Raw genomic sequence first — 14,341 nt, 5'->3', positions numbered from 1 at the left:
ATGGAGTGCATGCCGTAGGTGTCGAGGTAGTAGGGGAACCTCGAGGAGCAGCCGATGCCGGAGATGAAGACGACGTTCTCGCGGCGGATGTTGAGTTCGGGGAGGAAGCCTTGGACGGCCTTGAGGACGGCGTAGTCGCCGCAGCCGGGGCACCAGCGGACTTCTTGGTCGCTGGTGAAGTCCTTGCCGGTGAGTTTCTCGCCCTCGGCCAGTGTGGGGACACCGTCGGTGCCCAGGGCGGGCAGGCCCAGATCGATGGTCGTCATCAGTTCGCCTCCTTGCCAGCGACGGACGGGGAAGTGGTCAGGTCCACGGTGATGCCCTCGGCCTGGGCGACGAGGTCGCCGATGGCGTCGGCGAGATCGGCGGCCTTCAGCGGCAGTCCGCGGACCTGGTTGTAGCCGACGACGTCGACGAGGTACTTCGCGCGCAGCAGCAGGGCGAGCTGGCCGAGGTTCATCTCGGGCACCAGCACCTTGTCGTAGCGCTTCAGGATCTCGCCGAGGTCGTTCGGGAACGGGTTGAGGTGGCGCAGGTGGGTCTGGGCGACGTTGAAGCCGGCCTTGCGCACCCGGCGTACCCCGGCTCCGATCGGACCGTACGTCGATCCCCACCCGAGCACGAGGACCTTCGCCTCGCCCGAGGGGTCGTCGACCTCCAGCGGGGGCAGTGACGTGGCGATCGCGTCGACCTTGGCCTGACGGGTGCGGACCATGAGGTCGTGGTTGGCCGGGTCGTAGGAGATGTTGCCGTGGCCGTCGCCCTTCTCCAGCCCGCCGATGCGGTGCTCGAGACCCGGCGTACCGGGAATCGCCCAGGGGCGGGCCAGCGTCTCGGGGGCGCGACTGTAGGGCTGGAACCCCTTGCCGTCCTCGCCGGCGTCGGCGGAGGTGGCGAAGTTCGGCTCGATGACGGGGAGGTCCTCGACGTCGGGGATCTGCCACGGCTCGGAGCCGTTGGCCAGGTAGCCGTCGCTGAGGAGGAAGACCGGGGTCCGGTAGGTGACCGCGATCCGGGCGGCCTCCACGGCTGCCGAGAAGCAGTCGCCCGGCGAGGACGGCGCCACGATCGGCACCGGCGCCTCACCGTTGCGGCCGAACATCGCCTGCAGCAGATCGGACTGCTCGGTCTTGGTCGGGAGGCCGGTGGAGGGACCGCCGCGCTGCACGTTGACGACCACCAGCGGGAGCTCGGTCATCACGGCCAGGCCGATCGCCTCGCCCTTCAGGGCGATGCCGGGACCGGAGGTGGTGGTGATACCGAGCTGGCCGGCGAAGGAGGCGCCGATCGCCGAACCGACGCCGGCGATCTCGTCCTCGGCCTGGAAGGTGGTGACACCGAACGCCTTGTGCTTGCTCAGCTCATGGAGGATGTCGGAGGCCGGAGTGATCGGGTAGGAGCCGAGGAACACCGGCAGGCCCGAGCGCACGCCGGCCGCGACCAGGCCGTAGGCCAGCGCCAGGTTGCCGGTGATGTTCCGGTAGGTGCCCGGTGCCATGGGCGCCGGCTTCACCTCGTACTGGACGATGAACGCCTCGGTGGTCTCGCCGAAGTTCCAGCCGGTCTTGAACGCCGTGATGTTGGCGTCGCGGATGTCGGGCACCTTGGCGAAGCGCTTGGAGAGGAAGTCGATGGTGGTCTCGGTCGGGCGCCCGTACATCCACGACAGCAGGCCGAGCGCGAACATGTTCTTGGCGCGGGCCGCGTCCTTGCGGGAGAGGCCGAACTCCTTGACCGACTCCACCGTCATGCCGGTCAGGTCGACCGGGTGCAGTTGGAACTCTGCGAGTGAGTCGTCCTCGAGGGGGTTGGCCTCGTAGCCGGCCTTGTCGAGGTTGCGCTTGGTGAAGTCGTGGGTGTCGACGATGATCGTGGCGCCCTTGGGCAGGTCGCCCAGGTTGGCCTTGAGGGCCGCCGGGTTCATCGCGACCAGCACGTTGGGCGCGTCGCCCGCGGTGAGGATGTCGTGGTCGGCGAAGTGCACCTGGAAGGACGAGACGCCGGGGATCGTGCCCTGAGGCGCCCGGATCTCCGCCGGGAAGTTGGGCAACGTGACCAGGTCGTTGCCGAAGGCGGCCGACTCCTGGGTGAAACGATCGCCGGTGAGCTGCATGCCGTCGCCGGAGTCGCCGGCGAAGCGAATGATCACGCGGTCGAGCTGACGGACCTCTTTGGCCACCGCCGCAACCTTCTTCCTGACTGAGATCTGTTGACGTACCGAGGGTATGGCAAAACTGGAACGTGTTCCAGATGTTGGGTGCACCAGCTTCCGGGCGCTGCCATCTCCCCTCCTTCCACTGTAGTGCCGCCGCTTCCACTACCGAGTCCGTCTCATTCCGCGTCGAGGAATCTCATCCAGTGGACGATGATCTGAAAATCAAGTTTTCGTCGTAAGTCATGTAATCTACTCAAGATTCCCGAGAACAAGCCCGACATGGGCTGGAAGTGAGTGGTCATGAAGACGAAGTTCAAGGCAGCTGTGCTGGCCACGGTCCTGGCTGCGACAGCGGGTCTGGCTGGCTGCAGCTCCTCGGCGAGTGATGCCGAGACGATCTCGATCGTCGGCTTCGCAGTGCCGGAGGCGGCCAACAAGGCGATCGCCGATCAGTTCAAGAAGACCGATGCGGGCAAGGACGTGCGGTTCAAGACGTCGTACGGCGCGTCCGGCGACCAGAGCCGCGCCGTCGAGGCCGGCCTGGATGCGGATTACGTGCACTTCTCGGTGGCCAGTGACGTGACCCGGCTTGTCGACGCCGGGCTGGTCGCGGACGACTGGGACCAGGGGGCCAACAAGGGGATCGTCTCCCGCTCCATCGTCGTCTTCGGCGTGCGGGAGGGCAACCCGAAGAACATCCGGTCGTGGGAGGACCTGACCAAGCCGGGCGTCGAGATCGTCACCCCCAACCCGGCCTCCTCCGGCGCCGCGCGCTGGAACGCGCTTGCTGCCTGGGGTCAGGTCGCCAGCAACGGGGGCAGCGAGAAGGAGGCGAGCGCCTACCTCGACAAGTTCTTCGCCAACGTGGTCGCCCTGCCCGGCAGCGGCCGCGACGCCACGACCGCCTTCCTCGGCGGCACCGGCGACGTCCTCATGGCCTACGAGAACGAGGCGATCCTCGCCGCGCAGAACGGTCAGGGCTTCGACTACGTCATCCCCGAGACCACGCTGTTGATCGAGAACCCGGGCGCTGTCCTGGAGGAGGCGCCCGAGGTGGCGACCGCGTGGCTCGACTTCGTGCTGAGCGACGAGGGGCAGAAGCAGTTCGCCCTCAAGGGGTTCCGTCCGATCCGCGACGATGTCGACTTCGGGGGCAGCGTCGAAGGCGCGACCGATCCGGACAACCCGTTCCCCCCGGTGTCGCACCTCCTCACGGTGGCTGACGACTTCGGCAGTTGGTCGGAGCTGAGCACGAAGTTCTTCGACGAGGAGTCGGGCATCGTCACGCAGGCCATCGCCAAGTCCGGCAAGGCCTCGTGAGCGCTCTTGCCCCCGAAGCGGACCGGCCGGCGACTCGGCGCCGGCCGGCCCGCTCGACCCTGACCCCGGCCTCGGGTCTGGGCTTGGGCATCGCCGTCCTCTGGTTCAGCCTGCTGGTGCTGATCCCCCTCTGCGCGGTGATCGTGACCGCCGTCGACGGAGGCTGGCAGATCTTCTGGGCCACGATCACCAACGAGCAGACCTTCGCGGCGATCCGCCTGACCGTGCTTGCCGCCGCCGCCGTGACCGTGGTCAACGCGGTCATGGGCACCGCCATCGCGTGGGTGCTGGTGCGGGACCGGTTCTGGGGTCGTGGCGTTCTGGAGGTGCTGATCGACATCCCCTTCGCGCTGCCGACGATCGTCGCCGGCCTGGTGCTGCTCTCGCTCTACGGCACCGACAGTCCGCTGGGCATCGATGTCGCGAACCAGCCCGCCTCGGTCTTCCTCGCCTACCTCTTCGTCACCCTCCCCTTCGTCGTGCGGATGGTGCAGCCGGTGCTCGAGGAGCTCGACACCGACGTGGAGGAGGCGGCCTCCTCACTCGGCGCCAGCCGGCTCACCACCTTCCGCCGTGTCATCCTGCCCAGCCTCACCCCGGCGATCGCCGCGGGCAGCGCCCTCTCCTTCGCGCGCGGCGTCAGTGAGTACGGCGCCCTGGTGCTGCTGTCGGGCAACCTCCCGTTCAAGACGGAGGTCACCTCGGTGCGGATCCTGGGCAGCGTCGAGAACAACAACCTGGCCGCCGCGGCCAGCGTCGCCACGCTGCTGCTGGTCATCTCCCTGTCCGTCATCGTCCTGTTGGACGTGCTTCAACGAAGGGTGTCCCGCCGTGGCTGAGACCCTCGTCGCCCCTCCCGAGACCCCAGCGCCACCCTCTCCGCCCCGTGCGCCCCGTCGCCGTCGGTCGCGGCCGCCGCGCCGCCGTACCGGCCCGTTCGGATGGCTCCTTCGGATCGTGGTGGTCGGCTACCTCTTCCTCCTGGTCGCCTGGCCGGTCTCCCTGGTCGTGACCAAGGCGTTCGCCGACGGCACCACCGGCATCCGAGCCATCCTCGAGGATCCTGACGTCGTGCACGCACTGCAGCTGACGGTGGTGGTCGCGCTCTGCGCCGTGGTGATCAACACCGTCTTCGGGGTGGGCATGTCGCTGCTTCTGGTCCGCCAGGAGTTCCCCGGCAAGCGCGCGCTCAGCGCGCTGGTCGACCTGCCGCTCTCGGTCTCCCCGATCGTGGTCGGTCTCGCCCTGGTGCTGGTCTACGGCGGTCGCAACGGATGGTTCGGCCCGACCCTGGAGGAGCACGGGCTGCGGGTCATCTTCGCCACTCCGGGCATGGTGCTGGCCACGGCCTTCGTCGCGCTTCCGCTGGTGATCCGCGAGGTCGTGCCGGTGCTGCACGAGATCGGGACCGACCAGGAGGTGGCCGCGCGCAGCCTCGGCGCCAACAGCTGGCAGATCTTCTGGCGGATCACCCTGCCCGCCATCAAGTGGGCCGTCGTGTACGGCGTGGTGCTGAGTTTGGCGCGCTCCCTCGGTGAGTTCGGCGCCGTGAAGGTGGTCTCCGGCAACGTGCTGGGCGAGACCCGCACGGCCACGCTCGTGGTCGAGGAGAAATACCTCAACTTCGACCAGCAGGGCGCCTACGCCACCGCCTTCCTCCTGGCCATGGTCTCGGTCGCCTGCATCGTCATCGTCTCGCTGGTCCGTCCTCGCGGACATCGTTGACCCTTGTGTAGAAGGAACTCAGATGAGCATTGAAGTGAAGAACGTATCGAAGAGCTTCGGCGACTTCGTCGCCCTGGAGGACGTCAACGTCTCCATCGGCTCCGGCCAGCTGACTGCCCTCCTGGGACCCAGCGGTGGTGGCAAGTCGACCCTCCTGCGGATCATCGCCGGCTTGGAGAGTGCCGACTCCGGATCGATCACCATCGAAGGACGCGAGGCGACCTCGTTACCGCCGCAGAAGCGGAACGTGGGCTTCGTCTTCCAGCACTACGCGGCGTTCAAGCACCTCTCGGTCGCCCGCAACGTCGCCTTCGGGCTCGAGATCAGGAAGCGGCCCAAGGCCGAGATCAAGGCCCGGGTCGAGGAACTGCTGGAGCTGGTGCACCTGTCTCAGTTCGGGCACCGCCTGCCGGCCCAGCTCTCAGGCGGCCAACGGCAGCGGATGGCGCTGGCCCGGGCGCTCGCCGTCGAGCCCAGCGTGCTGTTGCTCGACGAGCCTTTCGGTGCCCTCGACGCCAAGGTGCGCAAGGAGCTGCGGGACTGGCTGCGTCGGCTGCACGACGAGGTGCACGTGACGACGGTCTTCGTCACGCACGATCAGGAGGAGGCGCTCGAGGTCGCCGACCAGATCGTGGTGATCAACGAGGGTCGCGTCGAGCAGATCGGCACTCCGGACGAGCTCTACGACCACCCGGCCAACGAGTTCGTGATGTCGTTCCTCGGCGAGGTGACCACCCTCTCCGGGCGGCTCGTGCGCCCCCACGACGTGCAGATGCAGACGGCTCCCCAGGTGCCGGAGGCCCTGGAGGGCCAGGTGTCCCGGATGCTCCGGATCGGCTTCGAGGTGCGCGTCACGGTGCTGACCACCGACGGCCAGGAGATCGTCGCGACCATGACGAGGACTCAGGCCCGGTCGCTCGGACTCGCCGAAGGCGCACCCGTCTGGGTCAGCCACCTGCCGGGCGCGGAGGGGGTCGACGTACCGGCGCACGGGGTGCTGGCCGCCTCCTGAGGGCCCAGGAGCTCCTGAGAGGTTCCGTCAGCGGAACCTCTCAGGCAGCGGCCCTACACTCGGCCGGGTGAGCTCCCGGGTGCCCCAACCGAGCACGGTGCCGTCGGTCCCAAGGTCTGTACAGCTGCGCCGGGGGCTGGACGCCCTGGTGGCGGCGCTCGCCGCGGTGGTGCTGCTCCGGGCACTCCTGCAGCGTGAGCCCCATGTGGTTGCCATCGCCCTGCTCGTGGTCGTCTTCCTAGCCCTGCACCTGACGCGGACCGTCGCACGACGCGCGGCGGCGCGAGAGCTGCTGCTTCTGGGCATGGTGGGCGCCTGGGCGGCGCTCGCCTCGGTCGGCGCCGACGCGGCGTACGCGTCGGTGGGGCTGTTCCTGGTCTTCCTGACCGAGCTGGCACTGCCGCGGGCGCTCCTCGCGGTGGTGGCGGTGGCCGGTGCCGACGTCGTGATCGGCGTCGTTCGCGCAGGGTGGACCGCCGGTGACGTGGCGGCGCCGGTGCTGGGGGCCGGCCTGTCGACGCTGATCGGCCTCGGGTTCCGGATGCTCTTCGATGCCACGACCGCGCAACAGCGGCTCATCGAGGAACTGCAGCGCACACAGGCCGCGCTCGCGGAGCAGGAGCGTGCCGCGGGGCAGGAGGCGGAGCGTCAGCGTCTTGCTCGTGAGATCCACGACACCCTGGCCCAGGGCCTGAGCAGCATCCAGCTGCTGCTGCACGCCGCCGAGGTGGAGGGGCTGCCGGCCGCGGCATCGGAGAAGGTCACCCTCGCGCGCACGACCGCTGCCGCCGGGCTCGCTGAGGCCCGCCGTCTCGTCGCCGAGCTGGCTCCGGCGGACCTCGTCGGAGCGTCGGTCGACCAGGCGTTGCAGCGGGTGTGCGAGCGGGTGCCGGTGCCGGTGCGCTACCAGGTCGACGGGGAGCCGACTCCCTTGCCGATGCCGGTCGAGGCAGCGCTGGTGCGGATCGCCCAGGGCGCGCTGGCCAATGTCGAACGTCACGCAGGCCCGGCCGCGAGGGCAGTCGTGACTCTCGGCTACGGAGCCGGACGGGTGCGCATGGACGTCGTGGACGACGGGATCGGGTTCGACACGGCGGTCGTCTCGGAGCCTGGCCTGCCCGCCTTCGGTCTGCGGACGATCCGCGCCCGCGTGACGGAGCTGGGCGGTGCCTTCGACCTCGACTCGGAGCCCGGCCATACGGCTCTGACGGTCTCCTTCCCGTTGCCGGTCGCCGTGGAGGCGCCGTGATCCGACTGGTGGTGGCCGACGATCACGCGATCGTCCGCGCCGGGCTACGGGCGCTGCTGGACCAGCGTGGTGACCAGATGACAGTGGTAGGGGAGGCGGCCACGGTCGACGAGGCGGTCGAGCTGAGCAGAGCGTTGCGGCCCGACCTGGTGCTGATGGATCTGCGCTTCGCCGGTGACTCCCGCACCGGGGTGGACGCGACGCGCGCCGTCCGCACGCTCCCGGAGGCGCCGTACGTCCTCGTGGTCACGAACTACGACAGCGACAGCGGGATCCTGCACGCTGTCGAGGCGGGCGCCAGCGGGTACCTGCTCAAGGACACCCCTCCGGAGGATCTGTGGGCGGCGGTCCGGGCCGCGGCCCGGGGCGAGACCGTGCTGGCGCCGGCCCTGGCGACCAAGCTGATCACCCGGATCCGCCAGCCGGGACCGACGCTGACGCCCCGGGAGCTGGAAGTGCTCGCCGCCGTCGCCAGAGGGCTCTCCAACCGGGAGGTGGCCCGCGAGCTCTATCTGAGCGAGGCGACGGTCAAGTCCCACCTGGTGCAGGTCTTCAGCAAGCTGGAGGTGCGCTCCCGGACGGCGGCGGTCGTACGGGCGCGGGATTCGGGGTTGCTGCCCGAGGCATGAGCGGGTGCGTCTCCATCGAAAGTTGGAGACGCAGGTGAACCAACGTCGGATGTGCGCGTGTGGTCGCTCCGGCAGACTGGGGAGCATGACGCAACCCGTGCCTGGCCGCTTGACCCGTCGCGCCGCTTGGCTTGTGATTCTCTTCTGGGTGGTGGTGATCGGCGCGCTCACCTCGGCCGCTCCGGCCCTGGACGACGTGAAGTCCGGCGACAACGACAAGCCGCCGAGCGACTCGATGTCGATGCGCGCTGAGCAGGCGACGCGGCAGGAGCTCGGCGGCGACGGCGCACCGCCGGCCGTCTTCGTGGTGCGCTCGGAGAGGCCACAGACGACCCGCGCGCTGGCCGCCGACCTCGCGGCGGCAGTGGAGGCGGCACGGGTGCCGCACGTGACGGCGATCCGCGCGGCTGGAGACGGTCTGTCCGCTGCGGGCATGCGCAGTGACGACGAACGCGCCGAGATGGTGCTCGTCGAGATGAGCGGCAGCCCCAGCGACGACGGCTTCCGGGACGCCGTGGAGGAACTGCGCGAGATCGCGGCCGAGCAGGCCGCGACCGCGGGCGGGGGCGCGAAGATCGACCTCACCGGCCCGGCCGGGATCGTCGTCGACGCGGTCAAGGTCTTCAGCGGCAGCGACAAGGTGCTGCTCTTCGGGACGATCGGCCTGGTCGTCGTCCTGCTGGCCGCCATCTATCGCTCACCCGGCCTGGTCGCGGTCTCGCTGCTCGGCGTCGGCTTCGCGATGCGACTGGCCGAGGGAGTCGGGGCGCTGCTTGCCGACGCCGGATGGATCGAGGTCAGCGGCCAGACGGCGTCGATCATGACGGTGCTCCTCTTCGGAGTCGGCACCGACTATGCGCTGATCATCTTCGCTCGCTACCGCGAGGCGCTGGTCGACCACCCCGAGCCGACCGTGGCTATCGCCCACGCCATGCGGGGGGTGAGCGGTGCTCTGCTTGCCAGCGTCTCCACGATCGTCGCCGCTGTGCTGGCCCTGCTCGTCGCCGTCAGCCCCACGCTGCACGCCTTCGGCCCCTATCTGGCGGTCGGGGTGCTGTCGATGGCGGTCGTCGCGTTCACGCTCACGCCTGCGCTGCTCGTCGTGCTCGGGCGGTTCGCACTGTGGCCGCGCCGGGCGGTGCGACCGAAGGGGGACGGTGCCTGGTCCCGCGTCGCCGACACGGTGATCGCCCGCCCGCGTGCGGTCCTCGCCACCGGCCTGGCGGTGCTGGCGGTGATGGGCTTGGGCCTCATCGGCAGCCAGCAGTCCTTCGACCTGGTCAGCGGGTTCCGGATCGACACCGAATCGAAGGCCGGGCAGGACGCGCTCGCCGAGGCGTTCGGACCGGGGGCGATCGCGCCGACGCAGGTGCTGGTGCGGGGTGAGGAGAAGGTGACCCAGGAGCAGGCCGAGGCAGTGGCAGCGGCGCTGGAGGCGGCTCCGCACGTCGCCCGGGTGGAGGGTGCCCGCGTCTCCGACAGCGGACGGATCGCGGCGATCCAGGTCGTCCTCGACACGAACCCCTACGGTGCGACGGCCCTCGATGCGGTGCCGGGCATCGAACGAGCGGCGGAGTCCGCGGCCGACGAGGCCGGCCTGCGGGGCGACGTACTCGTGGGCGGAGAGACGTCGAAGGCCGCGGACACGCGGTCCGCACTGGACCGCGACATGGTGGTGGTCGGCCTGCTGATGCTGCTCGTGGTCGCCCTGATCCTCGGGGTGGTGCTGCGGTCTGTCCTCGCCCCGGTGTACCTGGTGGCCACGCTGTTGCTCTCCTACCTTGCCGCGATGGGCGCCACCGCGCTCCTCGCCATGGGGCTGGGAGACGACCTCGGGTTCGGCAACCGGGTGGCGATCTACGTGTTGATCTTCCTGGTGGCGCTCGGCGTCGACTACACGATCTTCATGATGACCAGGTTCCGGCAGGAGCTGGCCCGGGAGGGACGTACCGAGGCGCTGCGGGCGTCGATCGTGAGCACCGGCGGCGTGATCTCCTCAGCAGGAGTCATCCTGGCCGGCACCTTCGCGGTGCTCATGACGCAGCCGATCCGTGAGCTCTTCCAGTTCGGACTGGCGATGGCGATCGGCATCCTGCTCGACACCTTCGTGGTGCGTCCGCTGCTGGTGCCTGCGCTCATGCGGTTGTTGGGCGACCGGGCGCTCTGGCCCTCGCGGATCGGTTCGTCGGCGTGACCAGGGGTCGACCTCAGCGGGTGGGGTCGACCAGGATCTTCGCGTGCCGCTCGGGGTCGCCGAGCTCGTCGAACGCACCGGGAACGCCGTCCAGCCCGACGGTGCCCGTGATGAGTGGCCGCACGTCGACCTTGCCGGAGGCGATCCACTGCAGGGCCTGGTGGAACTCGCTCGGGTCGTAGCCGAGCACGAACCGCAGCTCGATCTCCTTGCTGATCGCCATCGCCGGACGAAGGGCGTCGGCACCCATGCAGACGCCGACCACGACGACCCGAGAGAGGAGCGGTGCGTTGGCGATGACGTGCTCGATCATCCCGGGGACGCCGACGCACTCGAAGACGACGGGCCCGCGCGGGCTGGCACCCGCCTTCACCGCGCCACGCATCAGCGTCGCCCACGGAAGCAGCGGTACGGCGCGCAGCTTGTCCATCGCGTCGACTCCGAAGCCGATCAGCTCCATGGAGTCGGTCAGGTAGCGCTTGGATTCGGCGAAGGAGGCCCAAGGCGACTCCTGTGCCGGGTCGACGACCACGTCGGCCCCCATCCGCTCCGCCAGCGCACGGCGTCCGGGGGAGAAGTCGCTGGCGATGACGTGCCGGACACCGGTGGCCTTGAGCATGGCGATGACGGCCAGACCGATGGGGCCGCAGCCGAGCACCACGGCGGTGTCCTTCGCGCCGACCTGGCCGCGGTGGACGGCATGCAGTGCCACCGACATCGGCTCGGTCAAGGCCGCGGCGTCGGCGTCCAGGCCGTCCGGCACCCGCATCGTCATCGAGGGCACCGCGAGCACCTGCTCGGCGTACCCGCCGGGGGCCAGTGCGCTCAGGCCGGTCAGGTGCATGGCTCCCGACGCGCGCAGCACCGGCAGGGAGACCACGCGGGTGCCGATCGGGAACAGCTTGCGGGTGCGGGGGCCGTAGTCGGTCACCGTGCCGACGAACTCGTGACCCATCACGACCCGGTCGGTCGAGCGCATCATGTGGTCGTAGCCAAGGGTGGCCGCGTCGGCGGCCGTCTCGTCACAGTGCAGACGGGCATGGAGGTCGGAGCCGCAGATCCCGCAGCGCTCTACGGTGATGAGGAGTTGGCCCTGCTCCGGTCTGGGGTCGGGGACCTCGTCGACGGTGAGCTCGGCCTGGTGGCAGACGACGGCGCGCATAGCCAGCATCATGCTGGTGGCGGCGCGGGTTGTCGACGGCTCGGCCGGGCACGATCGCGGCTCGATGGAGTGTGCGGGCTGGCGCACGCCGCATTCTCAGCCCGCACGCTCCATCGAAGGAGAGGTTCAGCGGTAGTTGGTGAACTGCACCGCGAAGTCGTAGTCCTGCTCCTTGACGAGCGCGATGACAGTCTGCAGGTCGTCGCGCTTCTTGGAGGAGACGCGGAGCTCGTCGCCCTGGATCTGGGCCTTCACACCCTTGGGGCCCTCGTCGCGGATCAGCTTGGAGATCTTCTTGGCGTCCTCGGAGCTGATGCCCTCCTTGAGGTTCACCGTGATCTTGGAGACCTGGCCCGACTGGCGGGGCTCGCTGGCGTCGACGATCTTGAGGCTCTGGTTGCGCTTGATCAGCTTGTCTTGGAAGACACTGAGTACGGCGCTGGCGCGGTCATCCGCGGACGCCTCGATCTCGATGATCTGCTCGCCGCTCCATTCGATCTTGGCCCCGGTGCCCTTGAAGTCGAACCGGGTGGCGACCTCACGGGCGGTCTGGCTGAGGGCGTTGTCGACCTCCTGACGGTCGATCTTGCTGACGATGTCGAACGACGAATCGGCCATGGGAGCTCCTCCGGTCCACGCGGCGGCTGCCGCGGATGCTGGATATGTGCGGGGTGCGGGCCGCGGCGGTTTTCGTCTGCCGGCCTGCCTGCGCTATTCTCTCTGCTTGCTACGTCCGGTCCAAGCCGGGGGTGGTGTGCGGCAGATTGCCCGAGCGGCCAATGGGAGCGGACTGTAAATCCGTCGCGAAAGCTTCGAAGGTTCGAATCCTTCATCTGCCACACGAAGAGATCGGCCCGCATTCGACGAGGATGCGGGCCGATCTGCTTCTGTCTCCGTGCAAGAGCCGTGCGAACGAGAGGGGTGCCCGATGAGGTTCGTGCTCAACGTGCTGTGGCTGGTGCTGAGCGGCTTCTGGATGTGCCTCGGCTATCTCCTTGCCGGTGCGCTGCTCTGCGTCACGATCATCGGCATCCCGTTCGGGCTGGCATCGTTCCGGATCGCCAACTACGCGCTGTGGCCCTTCGGCCGCGAGATCGTCCGCCGCCCGACCGCCGGAGTGATGAGCGGCGTCGGCAACGTCTTGTGGTTCGTCCTGGCCGGCCTCTGGTTGGCCATCGGTCACGCGATCAGCGGTGCGCTGCTCTGCATCACGGTCATCGGGATCCCGCTCGGTCTGGCCAACTTCAAGATGATCCCGGTCTCGCTCACTCCGCTCGGTCGCGAGATCGTCGACGGCCGCGCCCTGCGCGCCTCCTGGCAGCAGTAGCGGCACCGGTGGTCCGGGGGCTCACGGGGCGATGCCCGTGCGGACGCGCCAGGCGATGAGTGCCACCTCCAGGCCGCTGCGGTGGATCGGGTCGGAGAGGTCGGCCCCGAGAAGCGACTCCAGTCGCTCCAGTCGCGCGTAGAGCGTCTGCCGGCGCACGCCCAGCTCGGTGGCGGCGGTCTGCTTCGAACCGCCCGCGCGGAGCAGTGCGTCGAGTGTCCGCACCAGAGAGCCCGCGTGCTGACGGTCATGATCGACCAGCAAGCCGATCTGGTCGGCGACGAAGCGATCGAGCCGGCTGTCGGGAAGGCTCGACAGCAGCTGCTGGAGCGCGAGATCGCGCGGCCGGATGACCCGGGCCCGTTCGCCGTACTCCCGCGCGTCCTGCAGCAGCGTGCGGGTCTCCTGGAGCGCGTCGCCCAGGGCGCTTGCATCGCCGACGGGGGCGGTCACGGCCACCAGCGGCGTGCGTCCGAGACGGTCGCCGAGGCTCGCATGCCAGGCCTGTGCCGAGCGGCGTGACCGGGCGGGACCACCGGCGGCGCGCACGAGGAGCACTCCGTCGCCACCGATGCTGCCCACGAGCGCACCGCCGTACTGCTCGTGAGCGGCTGCGGCAAGGCCGGTGGTCTCCTCGTGGAGGGGAACGCGTGGATCCAGGTCGACGCAGAGCGGCAGGAGCGGGCGCTCGGCAGAGCAGGACCAGCCGATCTCGGCAAGACGTCGATCGACCTCGCCGCCCGAGCGGACCGCCCCGGTCAGGAGATCGGTGATCAGCGACCCGGCCGGATCGCGAACCGGCCCTGGGCCCCGGTGCCGGCCCAGCTCGAGGGCCACGGCGATGGCGGCGCGCTCGGCGATCGCCTGGATCCTCTTACCGCCCTTGGCGTGCAGGACGAGGAGGCCCAGAGGCGTCGTACCCGCCCGCACGGGGACGCTCGTGACCTGCTTGCCGGTGGAGCTGCGGGCCTGGCTCCGTTCGACCAGGTGGCCAGCGACATCATGGAGCTCGACGGGGCACCCAGCGGCCCGGGAGACGGCGTCGAGAAGCGCGCGCAGCCCCGCGCCGGCCAGCACCTCGGAGACGAACTCCTGCAGGACGGGCTCGCCCTGACGCGCTGCGCTCAGCTTGCGGTGCAGCAGCGCCTCGTGGAAGTCCTCACCGAACCGCTCGAAGGGCACGACCGCGGTCAGGGCCAGGAGGGCGAGGCCGCTACGACGTGCTTCCTCGAGCATCGGCTCCGGGACGCGGAAGAAGGAGCGACCGAGCTCGAGGGCGAGCGCCGCGCACCCGGCGTCGGCCAGGCGGCGTACGTAGGTCGCCAGCTCGTCCGAGGTGCGCCCGTGCAGCCCGAGGCCGGTGGTGAGCAGGAGCTCGCCGCCGGCCAGCAGGTAGCCCATCTCGTAGACCTCGCTCGAGTGGACCCAGCGAATAGAGATGTCGTCGGGGGTGCCGTTGAGTACCTCGACGCCGGCGGCGCGGAAGGACGGCAGGCGGAGGACTTCGTCCAACGGGATCAGCATGGGCCACCTCGCTTGACCAGATGTCTAGGAGTTGAGGGTCGAGA

Annotated in this window: 12 protein-coding genes, 1 tRNA gene and 1 pseudogene; 9 read left to right on the top strand and 5 right to left on the bottom strand. The window is 69.5% G+C overall.

Going from position 1 to position 14,341, the window contains the following annotated elements; all coding sequences use genetic code 11:
* Together DNK54_RS17955 and DNK54_RS17950 are read right to left on the bottom strand one after the other, a co-directional pair.
* Positions 1-266 (bottom strand): annotated as a pseudogene (locus tag DNK54_RS17955) (2-oxoacid:ferredoxin oxidoreductase subunit beta); the annotation flags it as partial.
* A complete protein-coding gene (locus DNK54_RS17950) occupies positions 266-2,179 on the bottom strand; it encodes a 2-oxoacid:acceptor oxidoreductase subunit alpha (protein WP_110208363.1) in 1,914 nt (637 codons plus the stop codon). The gene DNK54_RS17950 and the pseudogene DNK54_RS17955, both read right to left, overlap by 1 nt.
* A gap of 276 nt (positions 2,180-2,455) precedes the next feature.
* Between DNK54_RS17950 and DNK54_RS17945 the strand changes: the two genes are divergently transcribed.
* The 7 genes from DNK54_RS17945 (at position 2,456) to DNK54_RS17915 (ending at position 10,284) form a co-directional block, all read left to right on the top strand.
* Positions 2,456-3,475, top strand: coding sequence for a sulfate ABC transporter substrate-binding protein (locus tag DNK54_RS17945; protein ID WP_110208362.1), 1,020 nt, complete (start codon positions 2,456-2,458; stop codon positions 3,473-3,475).
* Positions 3,472-4,314, top strand: a complete 843-nt coding sequence (cysT, locus tag DNK54_RS17940; RefSeq protein ID WP_110208361.1) for a sulfate ABC transporter permease subunit CysT — start codon at positions 3,472-3,474, stop codon at positions 4,312-4,314. Before DNK54_RS17945 ends, cysT begins: the two co-directional genes overlap by 4 nt.
* Complete coding sequence (locus tag DNK54_RS17935; RefSeq protein ID WP_110208360.1) at positions 4,307-5,200, top strand: sulfate ABC transporter permease subunit; 894 nt, start codon at positions 4,307-4,309, stop codon at positions 5,198-5,200. Before cysT ends, DNK54_RS17935 begins: the two co-directional genes overlap by 8 nt.
* A gap of 22 nt (positions 5,201-5,222) precedes the next feature.
* Positions 5,223-6,212, top strand: a complete 990-nt coding sequence (locus DNK54_RS17930) for a sulfate/molybdate ABC transporter ATP-binding protein (protein WP_110208359.1) — start codon at positions 5,223-5,225, stop codon at positions 6,210-6,212.
* A gap of 67 nt (positions 6,213-6,279) precedes the next feature.
* Positions 6,280-7,461, top strand: coding sequence for a sensor histidine kinase (locus DNK54_RS17925; protein ID WP_204164675.1), 1,182 nt, complete (start codon positions 6,280-6,282; stop codon positions 7,459-7,461).
* A complete protein-coding gene (locus tag DNK54_RS17920) occupies positions 7,458-8,090 on the top strand; it encodes a response regulator (RefSeq protein ID WP_110208357.1) in 633 nt (210 codons plus the stop codon). The genes DNK54_RS17925 and DNK54_RS17920 overlap by 4 nt, the downstream gene beginning before the upstream one ends.
* 85 nt (positions 8,091-8,175) lie before the next feature.
* Positions 8,176-10,284, top strand: a complete 2,109-nt coding sequence (locus DNK54_RS17915) for an MMPL family transporter (RefSeq protein WP_110208356.1) — start codon at positions 8,176-8,178, stop codon at positions 10,282-10,284.
* Positions 10,285-10,297: 13 nt separating this feature from the next.
* Here the strand turns inward: DNK54_RS17915 and DNK54_RS17910 are convergent, their stop codons facing one another.
* Both DNK54_RS17910 and DNK54_RS17905 read right to left on the bottom strand, forming a co-directional pair.
* Positions 10,298-11,533, bottom strand: a complete 1,236-nt coding sequence (locus tag DNK54_RS17910) for a zinc-binding dehydrogenase (RefSeq protein WP_239460168.1) — start codon at positions 11,531-11,533, stop codon at positions 10,298-10,300.
* A gap of 39 nt (positions 11,534-11,572) precedes the next feature.
* Positions 11,573-12,064, bottom strand: coding sequence for a YajQ family cyclic di-GMP-binding protein (locus DNK54_RS17905; protein ID WP_110208354.1), 492 nt, complete (start codon positions 12,062-12,064; stop codon positions 11,573-11,575).
* 140 nt (positions 12,065-12,204) lie between these two features.
* Here DNK54_RS17905 and DNK54_RS17900 point away from each other — a divergent pair.
* Both DNK54_RS17900 and DNK54_RS17895 read left to right on the top strand, forming a co-directional pair.
* Positions 12,205-12,285 (top strand) — tRNA-Tyr (locus DNK54_RS17900).
* An 89-nt stretch (positions 12,286-12,374) separates the two neighbouring features.
* Positions 12,375-12,773, top strand: coding sequence for a YccF domain-containing protein (locus DNK54_RS17895; RefSeq protein ID WP_110208353.1), 399 nt, complete (start codon positions 12,375-12,377; stop codon positions 12,771-12,773).
* Between the two features lie 21 nt (positions 12,774-12,794).
* Here DNK54_RS17895 and DNK54_RS17890 read toward each other — a convergent pair whose 3' ends face one another.
* Complete coding sequence (locus DNK54_RS17890; RefSeq protein ID WP_110208352.1) at positions 12,795-14,297, bottom strand: helix-turn-helix domain-containing protein; 1,503 nt, start codon at positions 14,295-14,297, stop codon at positions 12,795-12,797.
* Positions 14,298-14,341 lie beyond the last annotated feature (44 nt).

Origin of the sequence: Nocardioides daejeonensis (assembly GCF_003194585.1) — a bacterium.
GTDB lineage: Bacteria > Actinomycetota > Actinomycetes > Propionibacteriales > Nocardioidaceae > Nocardioides > Nocardioides daejeonensis.
Note: the sequence above shows the minus strand (reverse complement) of the source record. Positions and strands in the feature narration are given on the sequence as shown.

Coding starts and splice junctions, on each gene's coding strand:
- DNK54_RS17890 (WP_110208352.1), bottom strand. CDS start 14,297: ATGCTGATCCCGTTGGACGAAGTCCTCCGCCTGCCGTCCTTCCGCGCC.
- DNK54_RS17945 (WP_110208362.1), top strand. CDS start 2,456: ATGAAGACGAAGTTCAAGGCAGCTGTGCTGGCCACGGTCCTGGCTGCG.
- DNK54_RS17905 (WP_110208354.1), bottom strand. CDS start 12,064: ATGGCCGATTCGTCGTTCGACATCGTCAGCAAGATCGACCGTCAGGAG.
- DNK54_RS17930 (WP_110208359.1), top strand. CDS start 5,223: ATGAGCATTGAAGTGAAGAACGTATCGAAGAGCTTCGGCGACTTCGTC.
- DNK54_RS17895 (WP_110208353.1), top strand. CDS start 12,375: ATGAGGTTCGTGCTCAACGTGCTGTGGCTGGTGCTGAGCGGCTTCTGG.
- DNK54_RS17915 (WP_110208356.1), top strand. CDS start 8,176: ATGACGCAACCCGTGCCTGGCCGCTTGACCCGTCGCGCCGCTTGGCTT.